General features: G+C 36.1%; 7 protein-coding genes. All 7 read right to left on the bottom strand.

Annotated features, from left to right (window positions below; genetic code table 11):
• Positions 1 to 17: 17 nt before the first annotated feature.
• On the bottom strand, positions 18 to 2,477 hold the full coding sequence (locus DMA14_RS16480) for a pectate lyase family protein (RefSeq protein ID WP_111425683.1): 2,460 nt from the start codon (positions 2,475 to 2,477) through the stop codon (positions 18 to 20).
• A gap of 15 nt (positions 2,478 to 2,492) precedes the next feature.
• Positions 2,493 to 4,823: a DUF5703 domain-containing protein gene (locus DMA14_RS16475; protein WP_111425838.1), complete on the bottom strand. Its 2,331-nt coding sequence runs from the start codon at positions 4,821 to 4,823 to the stop codon at positions 2,493 to 2,495.
• A gap of 251 nt (positions 4,824 to 5,074) precedes the next feature.
• On the bottom strand, positions 5,075 to 6,508 hold the full coding sequence (locus DMA14_RS16470) for a sialate O-acetylesterase (RefSeq protein ID WP_111425682.1): 1,434 nt from the start codon (positions 6,506 to 6,508) through the stop codon (positions 5,075 to 5,077).
• Between the two features lie 261 nt (positions 6,509 to 6,769).
• On the bottom strand, positions 6,770 to 10,159 hold the full coding sequence (locus tag DMA14_RS16465) for a glycosyl hydrolase (RefSeq protein WP_111425681.1): 3,390 nt from the start codon (positions 10,157 to 10,159) through the stop codon (positions 6,770 to 6,772).
• A 165-nt stretch (positions 10,160 to 10,324) separates the two neighbouring features.
• The gene (locus tag DMA14_RS16460; RefSeq protein WP_111425837.1) at positions 10,325 to 13,696 is read right to left on the bottom strand and encodes a glycoside hydrolase family 2 TIM barrel-domain containing protein; all 3,372 of its coding nucleotides are present in this window, start codon (positions 13,694 to 13,696) and stop codon (positions 10,325 to 10,327) included.
• Between the two features lie 37 nt (positions 13,697 to 13,733).
• The gene (locus tag DMA14_RS16455) at positions 13,734 to 14,858 is read right to left on the bottom strand and encodes a glycoside hydrolase family protein (protein WP_111425680.1); all 1,125 of its coding nucleotides are present in this window, start codon (positions 14,856 to 14,858) and stop codon (positions 13,734 to 13,736) included.
• 119 nt (positions 14,859 to 14,977) lie between these two features.
• On the bottom strand, positions 14,978 to 16,654 hold the full coding sequence (locus DMA14_RS16450; RefSeq protein WP_111425679.1) for a glycoside hydrolase family protein: 1,677 nt from the start codon (positions 16,652 to 16,654) through the stop codon (positions 14,978 to 14,980).
• Positions 16,655 to 16,847: the final 193 nt, after the last annotated feature.

Here is a 16,847-nt window from a genome sequence, read left to right as displayed (position 1 = left end):
TGGCAAACCCATTTTTTTTATTTAATAAAGAAATTAATGGTTCTGCTCATTGAATCTCCGTCTACGTCTTTTACAGTTAAAACGAAAGAAGCAAATCCTTTTTCAACTGTTGTAAACTGAATTTCTTTTCCTTTTAAAACTACTTTTCCATTTTTAAGATCAGAGAAAGTATACACTGGTTTGTTTTCATAACCTTTGAAATAATCTGCAGCACTTAAAGTCTTTTTCTCTCCTGAATTCATAAAATAATGAGGTTGAGCCAGCCAGTCTAAATAATTATCCAACTGCGTAAATCCGTCTTTGTCTGTATCCTGATTTGCATCTGAAAAATCTCCAGCTTTTGAATTTTCGTTTAAACCAAAAGCTTTTTCCCACCAATTTGGCAAACCGTCATGATCTGTATCCCAATCTGATGGACGAGTTTCCGAAGCAAAATTTGGCCATCCTCCTGCATCTTGTTCGTTATCGATCATTCCGCCTAATCCGCTTTTACTGCCTTTGTAAGTGAAAGTTCCTTTTAAGGTTTCATCTACAATTCTATTATCGTGTTTATCAAAAAACGGCTGATTAGCACCAACATCTGAAAGCACATTTTTATAAGCCGCTTTCGCTGATTGCGTTTCTACATACGAAGGAAAAAATGGTTTGTCAACGAAAGTTTCATAATCTACTTTTTCATTATGGCTTATAGTAGATTTTCTGCCTTTATCCTGAGATTTCTCATCAAAGTAACCCGGCATAATATTTCCGTTAAAATAATAACGTTGCATACCTTTTCCAACACCTTCATGTTGTGCATTTAAGGCCACGAATATTTTAGTTGAAGCACCTGGTTTATAAAAATTGTTTACAAAATTCACTTCGTTTGCTCCTCCGTCAGTTGTTCTAGTTCCCCAGTTATAAACTACATTGTTTGTAATATCCAGTCTTCCTGTATAATATCCATCGCCATTTAAACCACCGCCAATACTCCAGTTACGACCTTGATTGTGAGCCAATAAATTATGGTGAAAACTTCCAATATCTCCGCCAATTGTTGCCGCAAAACCATGCATTTTTCCTTCAGGATATTTATCATGTCCCGCAATGTTTAAAGCTTCAGAAATTAAAGTTCGTTGTAAAGTAATATGATGCGCACCACGCGAACTAAACGATTCATCGATCGTCCAGCTTATTGAACAGTGATCAATTATACTATAATCTGCGCCCGTTAATCCCATTCCGTCGAAAGTAGTTCCACCTCCGATTCTTACTTTCAAAAATCGAATTACTCCATCATTTCCTGTCAATCCAATTGGCGCTCTACTGATTGTGATTCCCTCACCTGGAGCAGTTTGTCCCGCAATAGTAATATAAGGCTGATTTGCTACTAATCTTGAAGCCAGTTTTATATTTCCCGAAACATTAAAAACGATCGTTCTTGGTCCAATTTCCTGATTGATGGCATCACGTAAACTTCCTGGTCCATCGTCATTTAAATTGGTTACCTCAATTACTTTTCCGCCACGGCCTCCTACTGCATAACGTCCGTAACCTTCTGCACCTGGAAACGCCAATTGAGCTGGTTTAAACGACCATACATTTCCTAATGTAACTTCGCCATTATTATACACTTCATCGACTCTCCAATAATAAGTTGTTCCCGAATATAAATCAGAAACTGAATACGATTTCTCAGTTAGTTTTCCTTTAAATTCTTTTGAAGATTCAGTTGCATTTTCTACCGCATTTTTGTCTTCACCAAAATATATTTTATGTGATGCCACATTTTTTACAGCATCCCATTTTAAGGTTAAAGTTTTACCGATTTCAACATGTTCGTCTCTGTTTTTTGGTTCTGGAGTTCTGGCCTGATTCATTAAATTTGGCGTATCAATTTCAAAACCGTTGATTACAATCTGTTTTATAATATCTGGGTTTGAAGTTGGATCAATTTCAAAACGAACAATTACATCTTTTCCTTTTTCGGCATTAAAAGTAATATACGCCATCGAAGCATCAATTTTAGCATTGGCTCTCTGACTCGCATTTACAGTTTCCTGAAGTTTTCCGTTTACGAAGATTTTGATTGGAGAAAAAGTTTTTCCTGTAATCACATCAAAGGCGTTATGAAATGTCAAAAGTGTATGTTTTCCTGCTTTCAGTCCACTGATTTTCAATTCCAAATTTTCGGACGTAACCAAACCATCACTTCCTAATTTGTTGTAAAACGGTGCGCTCATTCCGACTTTATACCATTTAGAAGTAAAGTTTCCCTTTAACTTAAATGATACATTATTAAATGATTTTTCAGCTTCTTTTCCTTCATTAATCACCCAAGAATCATAACTAGGATCATGAACTTCTTCTAGTCTTCTTTGAAAAAAATCAAAGTCAACTTTTACGATTTGTTTATCAGTATTTGCGACTGATTGTGCTTGTCCGTTTGTGGTTAAAAGCATGGACAAAACTGCAGCACCTATTAATTTCTTTATCATTTTAATTAGCAATAGTTAGTTTAATTTCGTTTTCTCTGCTTCAGATTTTCCTAGCAGATTTATAATGTCTTTTTTTCTTTCTTCTGGAATTACTTTTAAAACCTTTAATTCTCCGTTTAAGAGTTCGGCTTCAATTGTTGTATTTTGTTTGGCATGTAATTTAAAATGTACGTTCCATTCTTTTGGCCAAGCTGGAAAAAGATATATCTTCCCGTCTGCTTCCTGCAAAAGCATTTCCTGCATGCCAATCATTCCCGATCCTCCCCAATTATGATCTGGAACCCAGTCAAATCCTGGTCCCCAAAAAGCTGGAAAACGTCTCTCTGAATTCGCCATTTTTAGTATATTATATTTTGCTGCTTCGTCGGTTAAACCCAAACGAGCTGCGAAAATATTATCTTGTTTCCAACCAACATGACTTCTAAATTTCAATGCATCAGAATCATATTTCCAAGTATTTAAAGCTATTTCTAGATCAGGTTTTCCAACGCCGTAAATTCCCCAAGGATAAACAGGATATAACTGTGGTACTTCAGAATTATTAACTCTTTCCCAAGATTTAGCAGGAAGTAAAACTTTATGATTTTCGATCTGCCCAAAATTCAAAGGCGGAATTCTCGTTTGAAATGCTTTTAAATATTCTGAGTCATCTTTTGACAATTGATTACCAGAAAGGTTTAAAAGGTTTTCTGTAATAACTTGCAAAGCCGAAATCGTGCTGTTAGCATTATTCGCCATTTTATACGTTTCTGCTCCCGAACCCGGAAAAAGAATTAATTTTCCGTTTCCATCCAGAGCTTTTCTGCCTCTTTGTTTGGCTAAATATTGATAATGTTCATCGAAAAAACGAAGACAACTTATAATGAACTGGTTGTATTTCTGAATATCTTCCCCAGCATATTCCTTTTGCTGAAGCATCATCTGACAGAATTCTAAAACCGTATCCCATTCGTATTCTAGCCACGCATTATATTCCATTCCCGGATCATAATCTGCGGGACGTTTCCATTCATATTCAGCAGGATTTGGCAAGCCGAAGTTTTCTAGTTGCTCAGTGAATGATGCTCCGTTATGTTTCCAATATACTTTAGATCGTAATTCGGCATTTTTTTGAAGACTTACGTAATAATCCAATTGCGATTTCATCATATCAAAATCACCGCTTTTTACCATCGGAAAATAAACCAATCGCTGATTCTGAGCTGTTATGGTTCCGCCTCCCCAATTTCTGAAATCGGGCGTAAAATTCAGGTCTTTATTTGTATAAACAGGATCAACTGTGAAAAGTCCGCCGTTGAATTTTGTCGGGTATTTTCCATAAGCATTGCATCCCAACATATATCGGAACAACTGATAATTCTGTCCGATTTGATATACCGAATCTTTGGCACTTGAATGATTTTTTTGAGTAAAAATAAAACTGCGATTCCAGAAATTATTCCACCATTTTTGAGTATTTTTTTCTGCTTGTTTGAAATTGTTTTTATTGGCTGAAATCAAACTTTTTAATCCATTATTCCAAATTGAAAAATCAGATTGATTAGTATTTAAATAAATTTCTAATGAATGTTTTTTGGATGGTTTTATGCTTGTTAAATTAAAACCTTTAAAATCAGTGTCCTGATATTTTCCAAGATATGTTCCGTCTGGTTTTAAGTTATCGCCTTTCATGAATCCGCCGAAAGTCAGATTCGCAATCGGGTTCAGCATTTGATCTTTAACCGATTCCATTTTCTGCTGTTTTACCGCTACATCAAAAACCGTGTTTTCTCGATTTCTGTGGTAAAATTTGATACCGTTATTTTCAAACGAAATAGAATCTTTATATGTAATAAGTTCTCCTTGAGGCGCCCATTTATATGAATTAGCGTTATTTTCCTTTCCTTTCGGATAACGATTTTGATAACGCCAGCTTTCGTAAGAAGCAGTCATTTTCAACGGATTTTTACTTTCTAAATCAACATGAATAATTGGTTTAAAAACGTCCACCCAAAGTTTGATTTTAGTATCATTTTGACCAACTAAAACATATCCGTCTTTCAATTTTAATTCCTGACGAAAACCTTCCTTTCCCTCAAACGGATTTGGGCTTAACGTCACTTTTACACGTCCTAATTTCAATAAAGTATTATGTTCGTCAAAAGTCCCGCTTCGCGAAAAATAGAAATACAAATCGCCTTTCTCGACCCAGATATTCATACCAATATCACCGCCTCCCAAAGGCATAGATTCTGATGAATTGTTGCTTTGCGTTGTCCAAACTTGATTGTAATTATCGAGCGTAGGAATTTGCGCTTTGAGGCAAAGCGTTGTGAAGAGAAGTAGTAATAGTATATTATTTTTCATCGTTTTCTTTCCTGCAAAGTTTTTAAAACCTTGTAGGTATATTTTTTTATTTTCTCTCGCAGATTTATTCTCATTTCTTGTCATTTCGACGAAGGAGAAATCTCCACGAGAAGCTCGACAAAGATTGGCGATTCACGTTTCGGAGTTACTTGCGAAGATTTCTCCTTCGTCGAAATGACAAACTAGACGCCGAAACTCATAACTCATAACTCATCATTCACAATTCACAATTCACAATTCACAATTATAAACTACCACTCATCCGTTCTAAACGAAGAAACTGGCAAACCACCTGCACTAAACAATTCCGCTTTAGCGAAATCCTTCCATAAATAACGAACTGCAACTGGATTTTTCACTTTATCCGAAGTCAGAACAACTGATTTTCTTCTCACCACAGTTTTAGCTGGATAAAAAACTTTGTCTGCTCCTGCTATTTCAAAACCTAAAACTTCTTTATCATAAGATGTAATTCCGTTAGCAACATCATCAAAAGAAACCGTTACAGAGCCATCTTTGATTTCCATCGATTTGTATTTCGGACTTTCGAATTCGAAACCTTCAATTCCGTACGTTCTTGCTAAAGCCTGAAAAGCCAGTCGGTTTCCTCCTTTTTCTTTGTCCATTGGATGAATGTTATTTTCTTCTCCAACATCCATTAAAACAGCCATTGCTGAGTTTGGAATTTCCTTTGAAGCCTTAAACTGTGCCTCTCTCAAATAAGCCGAATTGTATTTTTCCAAATAATCTTTTGGGTGAAATGAAGCATAATTAAACGGCGCAATTTGAGCAAAATAAAAAGGAAATTCTCCCTGATTCCACAATGTTCTCCAACTGCTTACCATTTTTTTCATTAAAGCAGTATATTCAGAAGCTTTTTCGTAATTCGATTCACCCTGATACCAAATACAGCCTTTGATTCCGTAACCAATTACAGGCGAAAGCATTCCGTTAAACAAAGTCGTAGGAACACGATTTGGATCTTTTGCCAATTCTTCTTTTGTAGTTGGGATTTTAGCGCTTGCAAAATCCTTTAGCATCTCTTTGTTCATCCAAGCTTCCATGCTTGAACCTCCGTATGAAACGTGAATCAATCCAACTGGAACATTTAAAACTTCCTGCAAAAGCGAACCAAAATACCAAGCCGTCGCACTAAAATTTGAAGTCGATTTTGGAGAAGCTTCTTCCCATTTTCCTTCAAAATCTTGTAAAGGTTCCAAAACTGTTGCTCTTGGAATCGTGATTAAACGAATGTTTTTGTTGGTCGATCTTACGATAATTTCATTTCCGTTTTTAACAGGCTGTCCCTGAAATCCTTTCAATGGCATTTCCATATTCGATTGTCCTGAACAAAGCCAGACTTCTCCCAACAAAACATTTTTGATAGTTACTTTTTCGTTTCCTTCTGAAACTTCGATTGTATAAGGTCCGCCAAAAGAAACCGTTTTTAATTCTGTTTTCCATTTACCAGAATTGTCTGCTTTTACCTTATAAGTTTTAGAATCCCATGAAGTTTTGATTACGATGTTGGCGTTCTTTTCTGCCCAGCCCCAAATTGGTGTGTTTGATTTTTGTTGCAACATCATGTTATCAGAGAACAATGCTGGCAATTTGATTTTGGCATTGATTTGAAGACTCGCTAAAAATGTAATTACAATAACAAAAATGTGTTTAAAATTCTTCATTCTTTTATTCTTTAAATTCACAAAAGAGGTGTCGCTCCGCTGGAGCTAAACTACTCTCTTCCTATTATTTTCTATAAATATTTCGCTCTTCCAGAGCTTTTTTTGTCTTTTCTAACGACATACATTCTTTGAAATAAATAAATGTTTTTAAATTTCTTTTCAATAAATATTCTGATCCTACTGAAGAAGTCCCAGAGGGACGAAATATTTATAGAATAAACAAAACCATCATGCAAAAGCTCCAGCGGAGCGACATATTCATTATTCCTCTTTTAAAATCGCGACTGGCCCTAATAGTCCTGCTTTCAACAATGGTTCTCCCTCCAAACGAAATGGCGCTGTTGTCCACGTTAACCTTTCTTCTTTTGGCAATTTTTGATCCCCGATTAATCTATTTGCCCAAGTGTTTGTAACTTTTATTTCTATCGTATTTTTTCCTTTTTGCAAAGCTTGCGAAATATCTGTTTTGAAAGGAAAAGTCCAAAGTGTTCCGCAATCTTTTCCATTGATTTTGATTTCGGCAATATTTGAAATTTCTCCTAGATCCAACCAGATTTTATTAGTGTCTTTTTCTTTCCAGATAAACTCTTTTTTGTAAACTACAGTTCCAGAATAATATTTAATCAGATCACTATTTGAAGTACTCCAGTCAAAAAGTTTGTTCGTTTTAACCACTTCTTTTGGCCCTTTAAATTCAGGATCAAATTGCAATTCCCAGTTTTCATCTAAAGTTTGTACATTCTTAAATTCAGAAGATTTTCCTTGAGCTAAAACTTCTGTCGTTTCTCCTTTAAAAATCACAAAACCAGATTCGTTCGCATCTAAACTTATCGAAACAATTGTTCTTCCGTTTTCTATTTTCCAATTGGCTAAAGCCGAAGTTTGATCTGTTACAGGATTATACCATTTAGGAGCTTTTCCAGCTATTCTGAAAGAAGCATCAAATGTTCTTTTTTCTCCTTTTTGATTGGAAATGAAATAAATATCTTCAGTATCCGATTTACGATGCGCCCAAGCTAATGTTTCTGAATCAGCTCGGTTTAAATTTGGAAAATAAACATCCTGAGTAATTCCGATAGAAGTAAAATCATTGCCTAAATATGGCAATTTAACAACTGTTCCTTTTTCTATTTTCCATGTTGAAGAATTGTTGTTATTCCAAATTTCATCAATTACATTTTGCCATTTCTTTTGATCGGCTTCTGATTGAATTCCTGGCTGAAGGTTTGGTTTTTCATCTACAAAAATCGTTGCTCCATCCTTTATTAATTGGAGGATTTTTTCGGCAGAAGCCAAAGAAAGCATCTTATTTGGTGCCATTTTATGACTTCCCGGAAAGAATAAAGCTCCATATTCAATTCCACCATCAAACGAAATTTTTCCGTTTACCACTTTCGCACGATTGATCAAAACATCGGCATTAAAAGAATCATATTGATAACCATTTAGCGGATTAATCCATTGTGATAAATCGGTGATATTTTTAGAATAGGTTACTTCTTTTGGCATTTTTGCCGTTGGCTGACCTTCATTTTCTAAACGGATTTTCTCGCTTTCCAATCTTTCTTTTCCAAACACATTCGGAATAAAAGGCACTAATCGATCCGGAACAAAAGAACGGGAAGGAAAATCTTCGCCAATAAAAACTGCGAGATCAATTACTGGTTTTCCTTTTTGCAACTGAAACTGTACTCTTTGGCAATAATCAAACCAAGCTTTTCCAGGTTTCCACCATGTTTGGTCTCTTTGGAAAAAAGTTCCGATATCATCTAAAGTCATTCCTGGTTTTCTGTCCGTCCAAGGATTATGTACAAAAACATGATAGAATAAACGGTTAATTCCTAAAGCGTAATTGCGGTCTGCCGTTGTTTTTAGATTTCCGGGATGTTCGTCCCAATCCATTCTCAGAGCCGTAAAAGATTCAGCTTGAATAATATCTTTTCCATAAATATGTCCGCCCGAAATGGCATCGACCATATCAAAAGGTTTGTCGTGAGTTGGGCTTTTCAGCCAAAATTCACCACTCGGGTAATCGACATATTTATAATGAAGCAAGGCATCGCTGGTTACAACTGGCGCTACATTTTCGGCACTTAATTTTATGTTGTTTTCTTTGGCGATTTGCGCTACAGTTCCGTAGAAATTATCGGCAACTAAATCGGCAATTGCTTTACGAACATCGTATAAAACTTTCTCTGAAAAATCGGTACTTTCTAATGGAATTCCAGCCATAACTGGCAGATATTCTACAAGATCGTAGCCACGTCTCTTTTTAAATTCAGCCTGAAAAACCGAAGACCAATTTTGACTTCCACATTCCCAACTGTCAAAATGAAGGATTTCAAGAACTTTCGAAGCCAATTCTGGCCCAGCAGAACGAACGGCTTCTCCAAACCAATGATCCAACTGAAAACGAATCAATTCGGGATTAAATTTGTCGACTTCCAATCCTTTTCCTGCTCCGCCAGTTGCATTTTCATGTCCTGTAGAAGTATGTCCCATTCGGAGAATTTTCCATTTCCCTTTTGGTGCTTTCCAATTCAGGTTTCCATCGACATCAACAAAATTGGAAATATTGATTATTTCTGCTTTTTTGAATGCATCAGAATTTGGAATTTCTTTTTCTGTAGTTTGTGGAGTCAAGCGCCAAATTGCGCCTGATTTTCCTTCGTAATTATTTATCAGTGATTGATTCGAAAGTGTAATTTTACTCACTTTCAAATTCTGTTTCCACTTCGCAAAATCCAAATCTTCTGCTCCGGGTTCTGTTCCTTTTGGATCATACACAAATCGGAAATATTTTGCTGTAACTGGCGTGATAGTATGTGTATTTGGGAAATCCATATCCTGCCAACCATGACGTGGTGCGATCATTCTTTCGTGAAATCTAAAATTGATTCCGTCATCGCTCACTTCTACAATCAGACGCTGTGCCTGAAAATCTCTTCCTTTGGTTTCAATTACAATAGATTTGCAGGTAAAAGGCTGTGCAAATTCGTACTGAATCCAACCTGCATCGGCAAACTTGAAGTTTTCGTCTTTTTTAGGATCAGCCAAAAACGAAGCATCAGTATTGTTTGATGTCGTTACTTTTGGCAATTGCATCTGCGAAGTGATTTCGTATTCTTTAATTGGAATAGCAAAAGTTGCAATGTCTTTATAATAGTCTTTATAATGTGCTGGAACTGGCAATTTTGAAGTAACTTTTTTCCCTCCTAAAATTTCAGTCGTTGACCAGACTACTTTCTGCATCGACATTTCTGGCGTAATCCACGGCCCGCCAGCAACGGCAAATCCGTCAGCTCCATGAAAAGCCAATTTCAAACCTAAACGATCTGCTTCTTTAAAAGCCCAATGAATCATGTCCCAAAATTCAGGTGTCAACTGTAAAACTGGCGGATCTATCAATGGCGGATTTGCTGGCCCTTTAATAGTCATTAAATAAGCTCCCGCAATTCCGGCTTGTTTCATCGCTTCTAAATCGGCTGTAATTCCGGGTTTAGAATACGCCGATTTCATCCAATACCAATATACCCAAGGTCTTGAGGATTCAAATGTTGGCTGAAAGTTGGTTTCTTTTTTATGGACTTCCTGCGCAGAGACGAAACTCGCTAAAAGAAGGACAAAAAAGAGGTGTTTTTTTTGAAACATTTTAATTGTTTTTAACCGTTTTGTTTGTCATTTCGACGAAAGGAGAAATCTTCGCAAGAAACTCTACAAAGATTTGGATTCTCGTTACGGAGCTACTCGTGGAGATTTCTCCTTTCGTCGAAATGACAAACTGTACTTTTTAATTCTTAATTTTTAATTAATCAATTAATACTTAAACTTCTTCAAACTATTTTCCAATTCATTTTTTGAACCGCTGAAAGGCGTCAAATAAAAACTATACTCATAATTTCCAGATTTAATCTGATATTGTTCTAATGGCTGTGCTACAATCGTCCAGCTGTCGTTTCCTCCTACTCCCATTTGGATTAAATCGATGTTTACCGTCAAGAATCCTGGATCTTTCAAATCGTATGTATGACCAGATGAACTTAAGTTTTCCTGTGTATACGGCCAGGCGCTCATGCTTAAAACCTTGGTATCATTTACCACTAAAAATCCGTTGTTTTTCTGCGGAGTGCTTAGTGCCATCCATCTTACATCACATCGGTTTCCGTTTTCTTGTGGTTTTGGATAATGTTCGATGAAATCATTTATTGGAAGCGAATATTTCCCAACAAACGAACCGAAACTTCTATCGCTGTAATTTTCCAATTCCCCTTTTCCGTACCATGAAATTTGATCGAATTTTCTCTGAACTCCCATCTGCATTCCGATTTTTGGAATTTTTGGCAGCTTATCTGATGCTTTTAAGCTGTAATCGACTTTTATTAATCCGCTTGATAAAATGTTGTAAACTACTTTTACGTTCGCACTGTCTTTTATAATTTCGTAATCACTTGTAATTTTGATTTCCGAAGCTGATTTGTCAATTGAAATGTTAACCAATTTTGGTTTTGCTTTGTACCATTGTTTCAACAACTTTTGCGATTTCCATCCGCGTTTGTCGTTGTCTGTAAGCGGTCTTACAAAGTTTGGCAATAAAGGTGCGAAAACTTGTTCTTCTCCGTTAAAAACATACGAACTCAAAGCTCCGTTTGTTTTTCCAATTGTAATATCAAAAGTTTTTCCTTTGATTTTAAAATCTGAATCTGATTCAGAAACGTTCAGCATTTCTTTTTTAGAGTCTGGAGAAACGACTTCTTTCTTTTTCAATATAAACTGATCTTCCGCTACAGCGTAACCTTTTGATGCCCAAAGCTCGTCTTTTGAAAGTTGGAATTCTATATTTAAAATATATTCGGCATCGGCTTTCATTTTTGGAAGATAAGAACTGATATCTAAAGTTGTTGATTGTCCTGCTTCTACTTTGAATGGTTTTAAAATCTGAGTTTTGATTACGTTTCCGTTTTCCAACACTTTTAAAACTGGAATATATTGTTCTAAAGATTTAACAGCCTGACGATTTTTAATTTCCAATTGATTTCCGTTTAAAGTCGAAATCGCTGGCTGATACACCCATTTATTTTCAAAAATAGATCCTTTTGGTTTTCCGTTAGAATCTACAATTCCTTTTGTATTGAAGTTTCCATCATGGTATTTTTCACCAAAATCTCCTCCATGAGCAAAATAATTCTGCCCTGATCTGGAATCAAATTTCAAGATTCCTTGATCTTTAAATTCCCATATACAGCCTCCAATCACTCTTGGAAGCGAACGGAATTCATCCCATAATTCTTTTAAGTTTCCAACTGAATTTCCCATAGCATGAGAATATTCAACGAAAATAATCGGACGAGTATCTTTCTTTTGATCGACTAAAAATTTCGGTGTGAAAACGCCCGGATAAAAACGGCTGACCATATCAACATACGAATCATCCTGCGGGTTTTCGAATCGGTAAGCATGATCGATTGTTTTTGGGTATCCTGGATCAAGCGGATCAATATAACCGTCTAATTTGGCATTTCCCTGTGCTGGTTCATAATGAACTGGACGAGTAATATCGAAATCATGAACCCAGCCCGACATTGCAGCATGATTTGGCCCTTTTCCACCTTCGTTACCTAAACTCCACATCACGACCGATGGATGGTTTTTATCTCTTTCGACCATTCGTATCATTCTTTCCATATAAGCATTTGTCCAAAGCGGATCGTTGCTTAATTTTCCGCCAATTCCATGTGTTTCCTGATTGGCTTCGTCCATAACCATAATTCCGTATTGATCGCATAATTCGTAGAAATAAGGATCGTTTGGGTAATGGCTTGTACGTATAAAGTTGAAATTAAACTTTTTAATCGTAGTAATATCTTGCTTGATATCTTCTCTCGTAATGGCTTTTCCTCTTGTGGGATGGTGATCGTGACGGTTTACGCCATAAACGTAGGTTTCTTTTCCGTTGATGAGCATTTTTCCGTTCTCTTTCGAAAATTCAATCGAACGGAAGCCTACTTTACAGCTTTTGGCTTCGGTAACATTTCCGCTTTTATCTTTTATCGAAATGACCATCGTATACAAATTCGGTTCTTCTGAACTCCATTTTTTTGGATTTTTGATGGTTTCCTGAAAGAATCCAAAACGGACATTATCCAGACGAGGATAACTTTCGTTAATTAAATCGATTACCGGTCTTTGAAGCGGTTCTTTGAACATGGCCGTATTATTAGCATCGTACAATTGAACATTCATCGTATAATCTTTGATTTTTGCTCCTGTCAAATTCTCTACTTTTGGACGCAGTTTAAAAATAGCGTCTGTATATTGTTTATCTAATTTGGTTTGAACAAAGAAATCCTGAATACGTAATTTTGGCTCGGCCATAATGAAAACTTCACGCTGGATTCCGCTCATGCGCCAATGATCCTGATCTTCTAAATAAGAACCATCTGTCCAACGAATTACACGAACTGAAACTACATTTTCGCCTGCTTTTAAATAAGGTGTAATATCAAATTCTGATGGCAGAAAACTGTCTTCTCCATAACCTAAAAATTCTCCGTTTAACCACACTTCAAAACCTGAACTTACGGCTCCAAAATGTAACGTAATCGTCATATCTTTCCAATTTTCAGGAACCGTAAAACTGCGTTGGTAAGAACCAACTCCGTTATAATCTTTAGGAATATAAGGCGGATTTATGGGTCTAAACGGATAAACGGCACTTTTGTAAATTGGATTATCGTATCCTTTTATTTCCCAATTTGAAGGTACTTCGATTTTATCCCAGCCTGAAACGGTATTTTTATAGAAATCTTTTGATGCTTCTTTTAGATTTACAGCATATTTAAAATCCCAATCGCCGTTTAGCATTTGGATTCGACTTTTGGTTCTGTCGCCTTTTAGTGCGTCTTCGACACTTGCATACGAATAAGCAGTTGCTCTTGATGGCTGTCTATTGATACTCGTAATTGTTGGGTCTTCCCAAGGTGCAAATTCGTATTTTTTATGCAATTCTGGAACTCCCGCTGGCTCTCCTGTTACGGATTGGGCATTCCCGAAAACGGGAAGTATTAAGATAAAAGTATTAAGTATTAAGACCGATCTACGCAGACAATCTGAATTTAAAAATGGTTTCAAAAACTCTTCCTCAAAAAAATGTTCAACAAAACGGGTTATATTTTTTTTACTTAATCTCAAAACTTTCAATTTAATCTTAATACTTAATTCTCAATACTTAATTCTTCTTAACCTTCACAGGCGGTGCAACAAAATTCAATTTGCTTTTTCCTAAATCTTTAGACGTTGCAATGGCAATTCCTCTTTGTTCTGCTTTGTTCACAGCGCAATAAAAATGATACACAACACCATCATGTTTTACCACAAATGATTTATGCGCAAACAAATCATCGTATGGTTCTGATGATTTAACTAAATCATCTCCTTTCCAATCTGTCCAGTTTACTAAATCATTCGAAACGGCGAAACGGTTAAATGCACCTTGATTCCAACCCGTCCAAAAAGCTCCAAAATAAAACATCACCCAAGTATCATTAATACGCTGAATATAAGCATCTCCCGAAATTCCTTTATGATGATTGATTAAAGGTTTATCGCCATAACGCTTCCACTCTTTCATATCGTTTGAAACCGCCATAGCAATACGTTCAGCACCTTTTGCAGGATTTATACTGTCTCCACGAGCGTTATAATACATGATAAAATTGTGTCCTGTAACTTTGTCTTTATCACGAATTACACTGTTTTTATACATAGTACTATTATCCCACCATTTGGCGTCTTTATCTTTTGGCGTCAAAACCGGATTTTCTAATCTTTGGAATTCATGTGGTTTTGTCGGTGCTTCTTTGGTATATGCCATTCCGATTGATAGAACGCCTGCTTCATAACCTTTGCTGTCTCCGCCAAAATAACTCATCCAGTATTTATCATCATATTTTTCCCATTCGTAGCTTCCGCCCCAAGTCATGTCTTGCAAAGAAATATATCCTGCTTTCTGGTTGACATCCCAATGTTTTTCATTTTCTGAGAAAGACATTACTTTTCCTAGATATTTCCAATCTAATAAATTGTCGCTTTCTGCTAACCAAGTTTCGTAACCTCTTCCGTCGTAAATTAAATACGTCATATACCATTTGCCATCTTTTCTAAATACACTCGGGCAATCCATTTTGTATGAGTTGTCAGTTGGAACCATTACCAAGCCGTATTTGTAAGGCGTTTTGATCTCCTCGTAAATCTCCTGCATTACGCTGTCAGTAATTTCTCTTTTCTTGTATTTGGTAGCACAGCTGGTTATGACAAGTGCTGAAATGGCAATTAGTAGATATTTAATTTTCATTTTTGGTTATATTTTGGTCCGCGAATGACGCGGATTTTATTTTGTTTCTCTCGCAGATTTTGCAGATTTAGCTGATTTTTTTATCTGCCTGATCTGCAAAATCTGCGGGAAACTTTAATTTATTTCTTCAATTCTTTTAATTTGGATTCCATTACATCTTTGTTCAGTTTGACTTTTACCATTCCTGTTGGATGAAATCTTCTTTTCAAATCGATTGCATTGTACACTATTGTGTAAACGTCATTCCCTTCCGGGATTAGACAAAGCGGAGTTCTCATAATATCCCACCATTTATCGACTTTGGTTTCTATTGGTAAATAATGTGCTTCTGCCCAATTAACACCATCTGCAGATAATGAATAAGCAATCATATTTGGCAAATGATGTCCCCAGCCGTCTGGGCCTCCGTCGAAAATCGCGATATACAGTCCGTTTGGTAATTGACTTACAATTGGGTTTTCTACGAATAACGGATGTAAAGTTTTAATGGGTTCCAAACCTTTGTTCATTCTCAACCAAGGACCTTCTAAACTTTTGGATTCAGCTAAAGCCACAAACCAGCCTTTACCAGATTTCTTCGGATAATCTGCCCATGAATTGAACGGATATGCACCGCTATAAAATCCAAAATATTTATCTCCTACCTTATATGGAAAAAACGATGCAACACCCTGACGTCCTTCCCAAGGCTGAGAATCCAATCCTGGTTCCATGATGATTCCCATATCTTTGTAAGGTCCACCAATTCCGTTGATTCCATCAACCGTTGATTCACAACGCCAAATTCTTCCGAATGAATGATTTGGTTCTATTTCTTTACTTACCGTATACGCCAAATAATAGCCATACCATTTGTTTGCTTTTTCATTAAAAACTGGCATATAAGACCAAATAGCTGCACGACGATCATTCATTGGATTATCGTCTTCTGTAACCGCGTAGACACCGCTTGCTTGATAAATGGTTGATTCTCTTTTCCAGTGAATAGCATCTTTACTTGTCCAATGTCCGATTTTGGTTTTTACACGATCGTAATAGTAATCAACACCTTTTTCACCTGCTCTTTCAGTTGGAAACATATGATACGTATCACCGACTTTTACTACACGTCCTCCTTCAAAACCTCCCTGAATTCCTTCTGTTCCAGACATTCCTTCATCTATAACGGGTTTATTTTCTCCGCCGATAACTTCGAAAAGCGGTTTTTCATCTGAAAATCCTTCAACGATAAAAGTTGGGTTCCAAAGTTTTCCATCTGGAAAATTGGCGTTTCTTGGTTCTAGTTTTTCAGAAGCTTTTACAATTCCTAAAACTGCAAATAATCCTTTTCCAAGATTTAAAGTTTGTGTTCCTTTTGAGAAAGAAATCGCATATACATTTACTGGAGGTAAACCTGTAATCGTCAATCCGTTTTCTAAAATTAATTTAGCATTTTGAAGCTTATCAGCTTGAAGATAATCTGAATTATTTTCTTGAAAAACTCCAATCAAAACCTGAACTTGTTCTTTAAATTTTAATTGTAATGGAGCATTATTTCCATTTTTATATTTTTCTAAAGGAAGTTCGATTCCAGTCAAACCTTGCAATTCTGGAGCTAAACGAACAATATTATGTTTGCTTCCTGAAAATACATGAGCGTATTGTGCGGTTTTGAAAGTTTTATAATTGGATTTTACAATTTCAAATGATGCTGGTTTCCATGCGGTGTTTTGTGCTGTGGCTTGGATGCAGACGGTTAATAGCATGAAGAATGCTGTTTTTAATTTGAAGTTGTATTTTGTGTTTTTTGAAAACATTGGTTTTTTATTTTTTTATTGGCTTTTATTCTTTCTTATGCATTTCCCAAATCTTTGTAGAGTTTCTTGCGAAGATTTCTCCTTCGTCGAAATGACAAACTAAACGTGACAATCTTTATGGTTACGAGTGTGATTCCTCCTTTCAGTCGGAATGACAAACTGGGCGTTATAAACTATAGGTTAATCACTAATT

The sequence above is a fragment of the Flavobacterium sharifuzzamanii genome (assembly GCF_003254585.1).
GTDB lineage: Bacteria > Bacteroidota > Bacteroidia > Flavobacteriales > Flavobacteriaceae > Flavobacterium > Flavobacterium sharifuzzamanii.
Note: the sequence above shows the minus strand (reverse complement) of the source record. Positions and strands in the feature narration are given on the sequence as shown.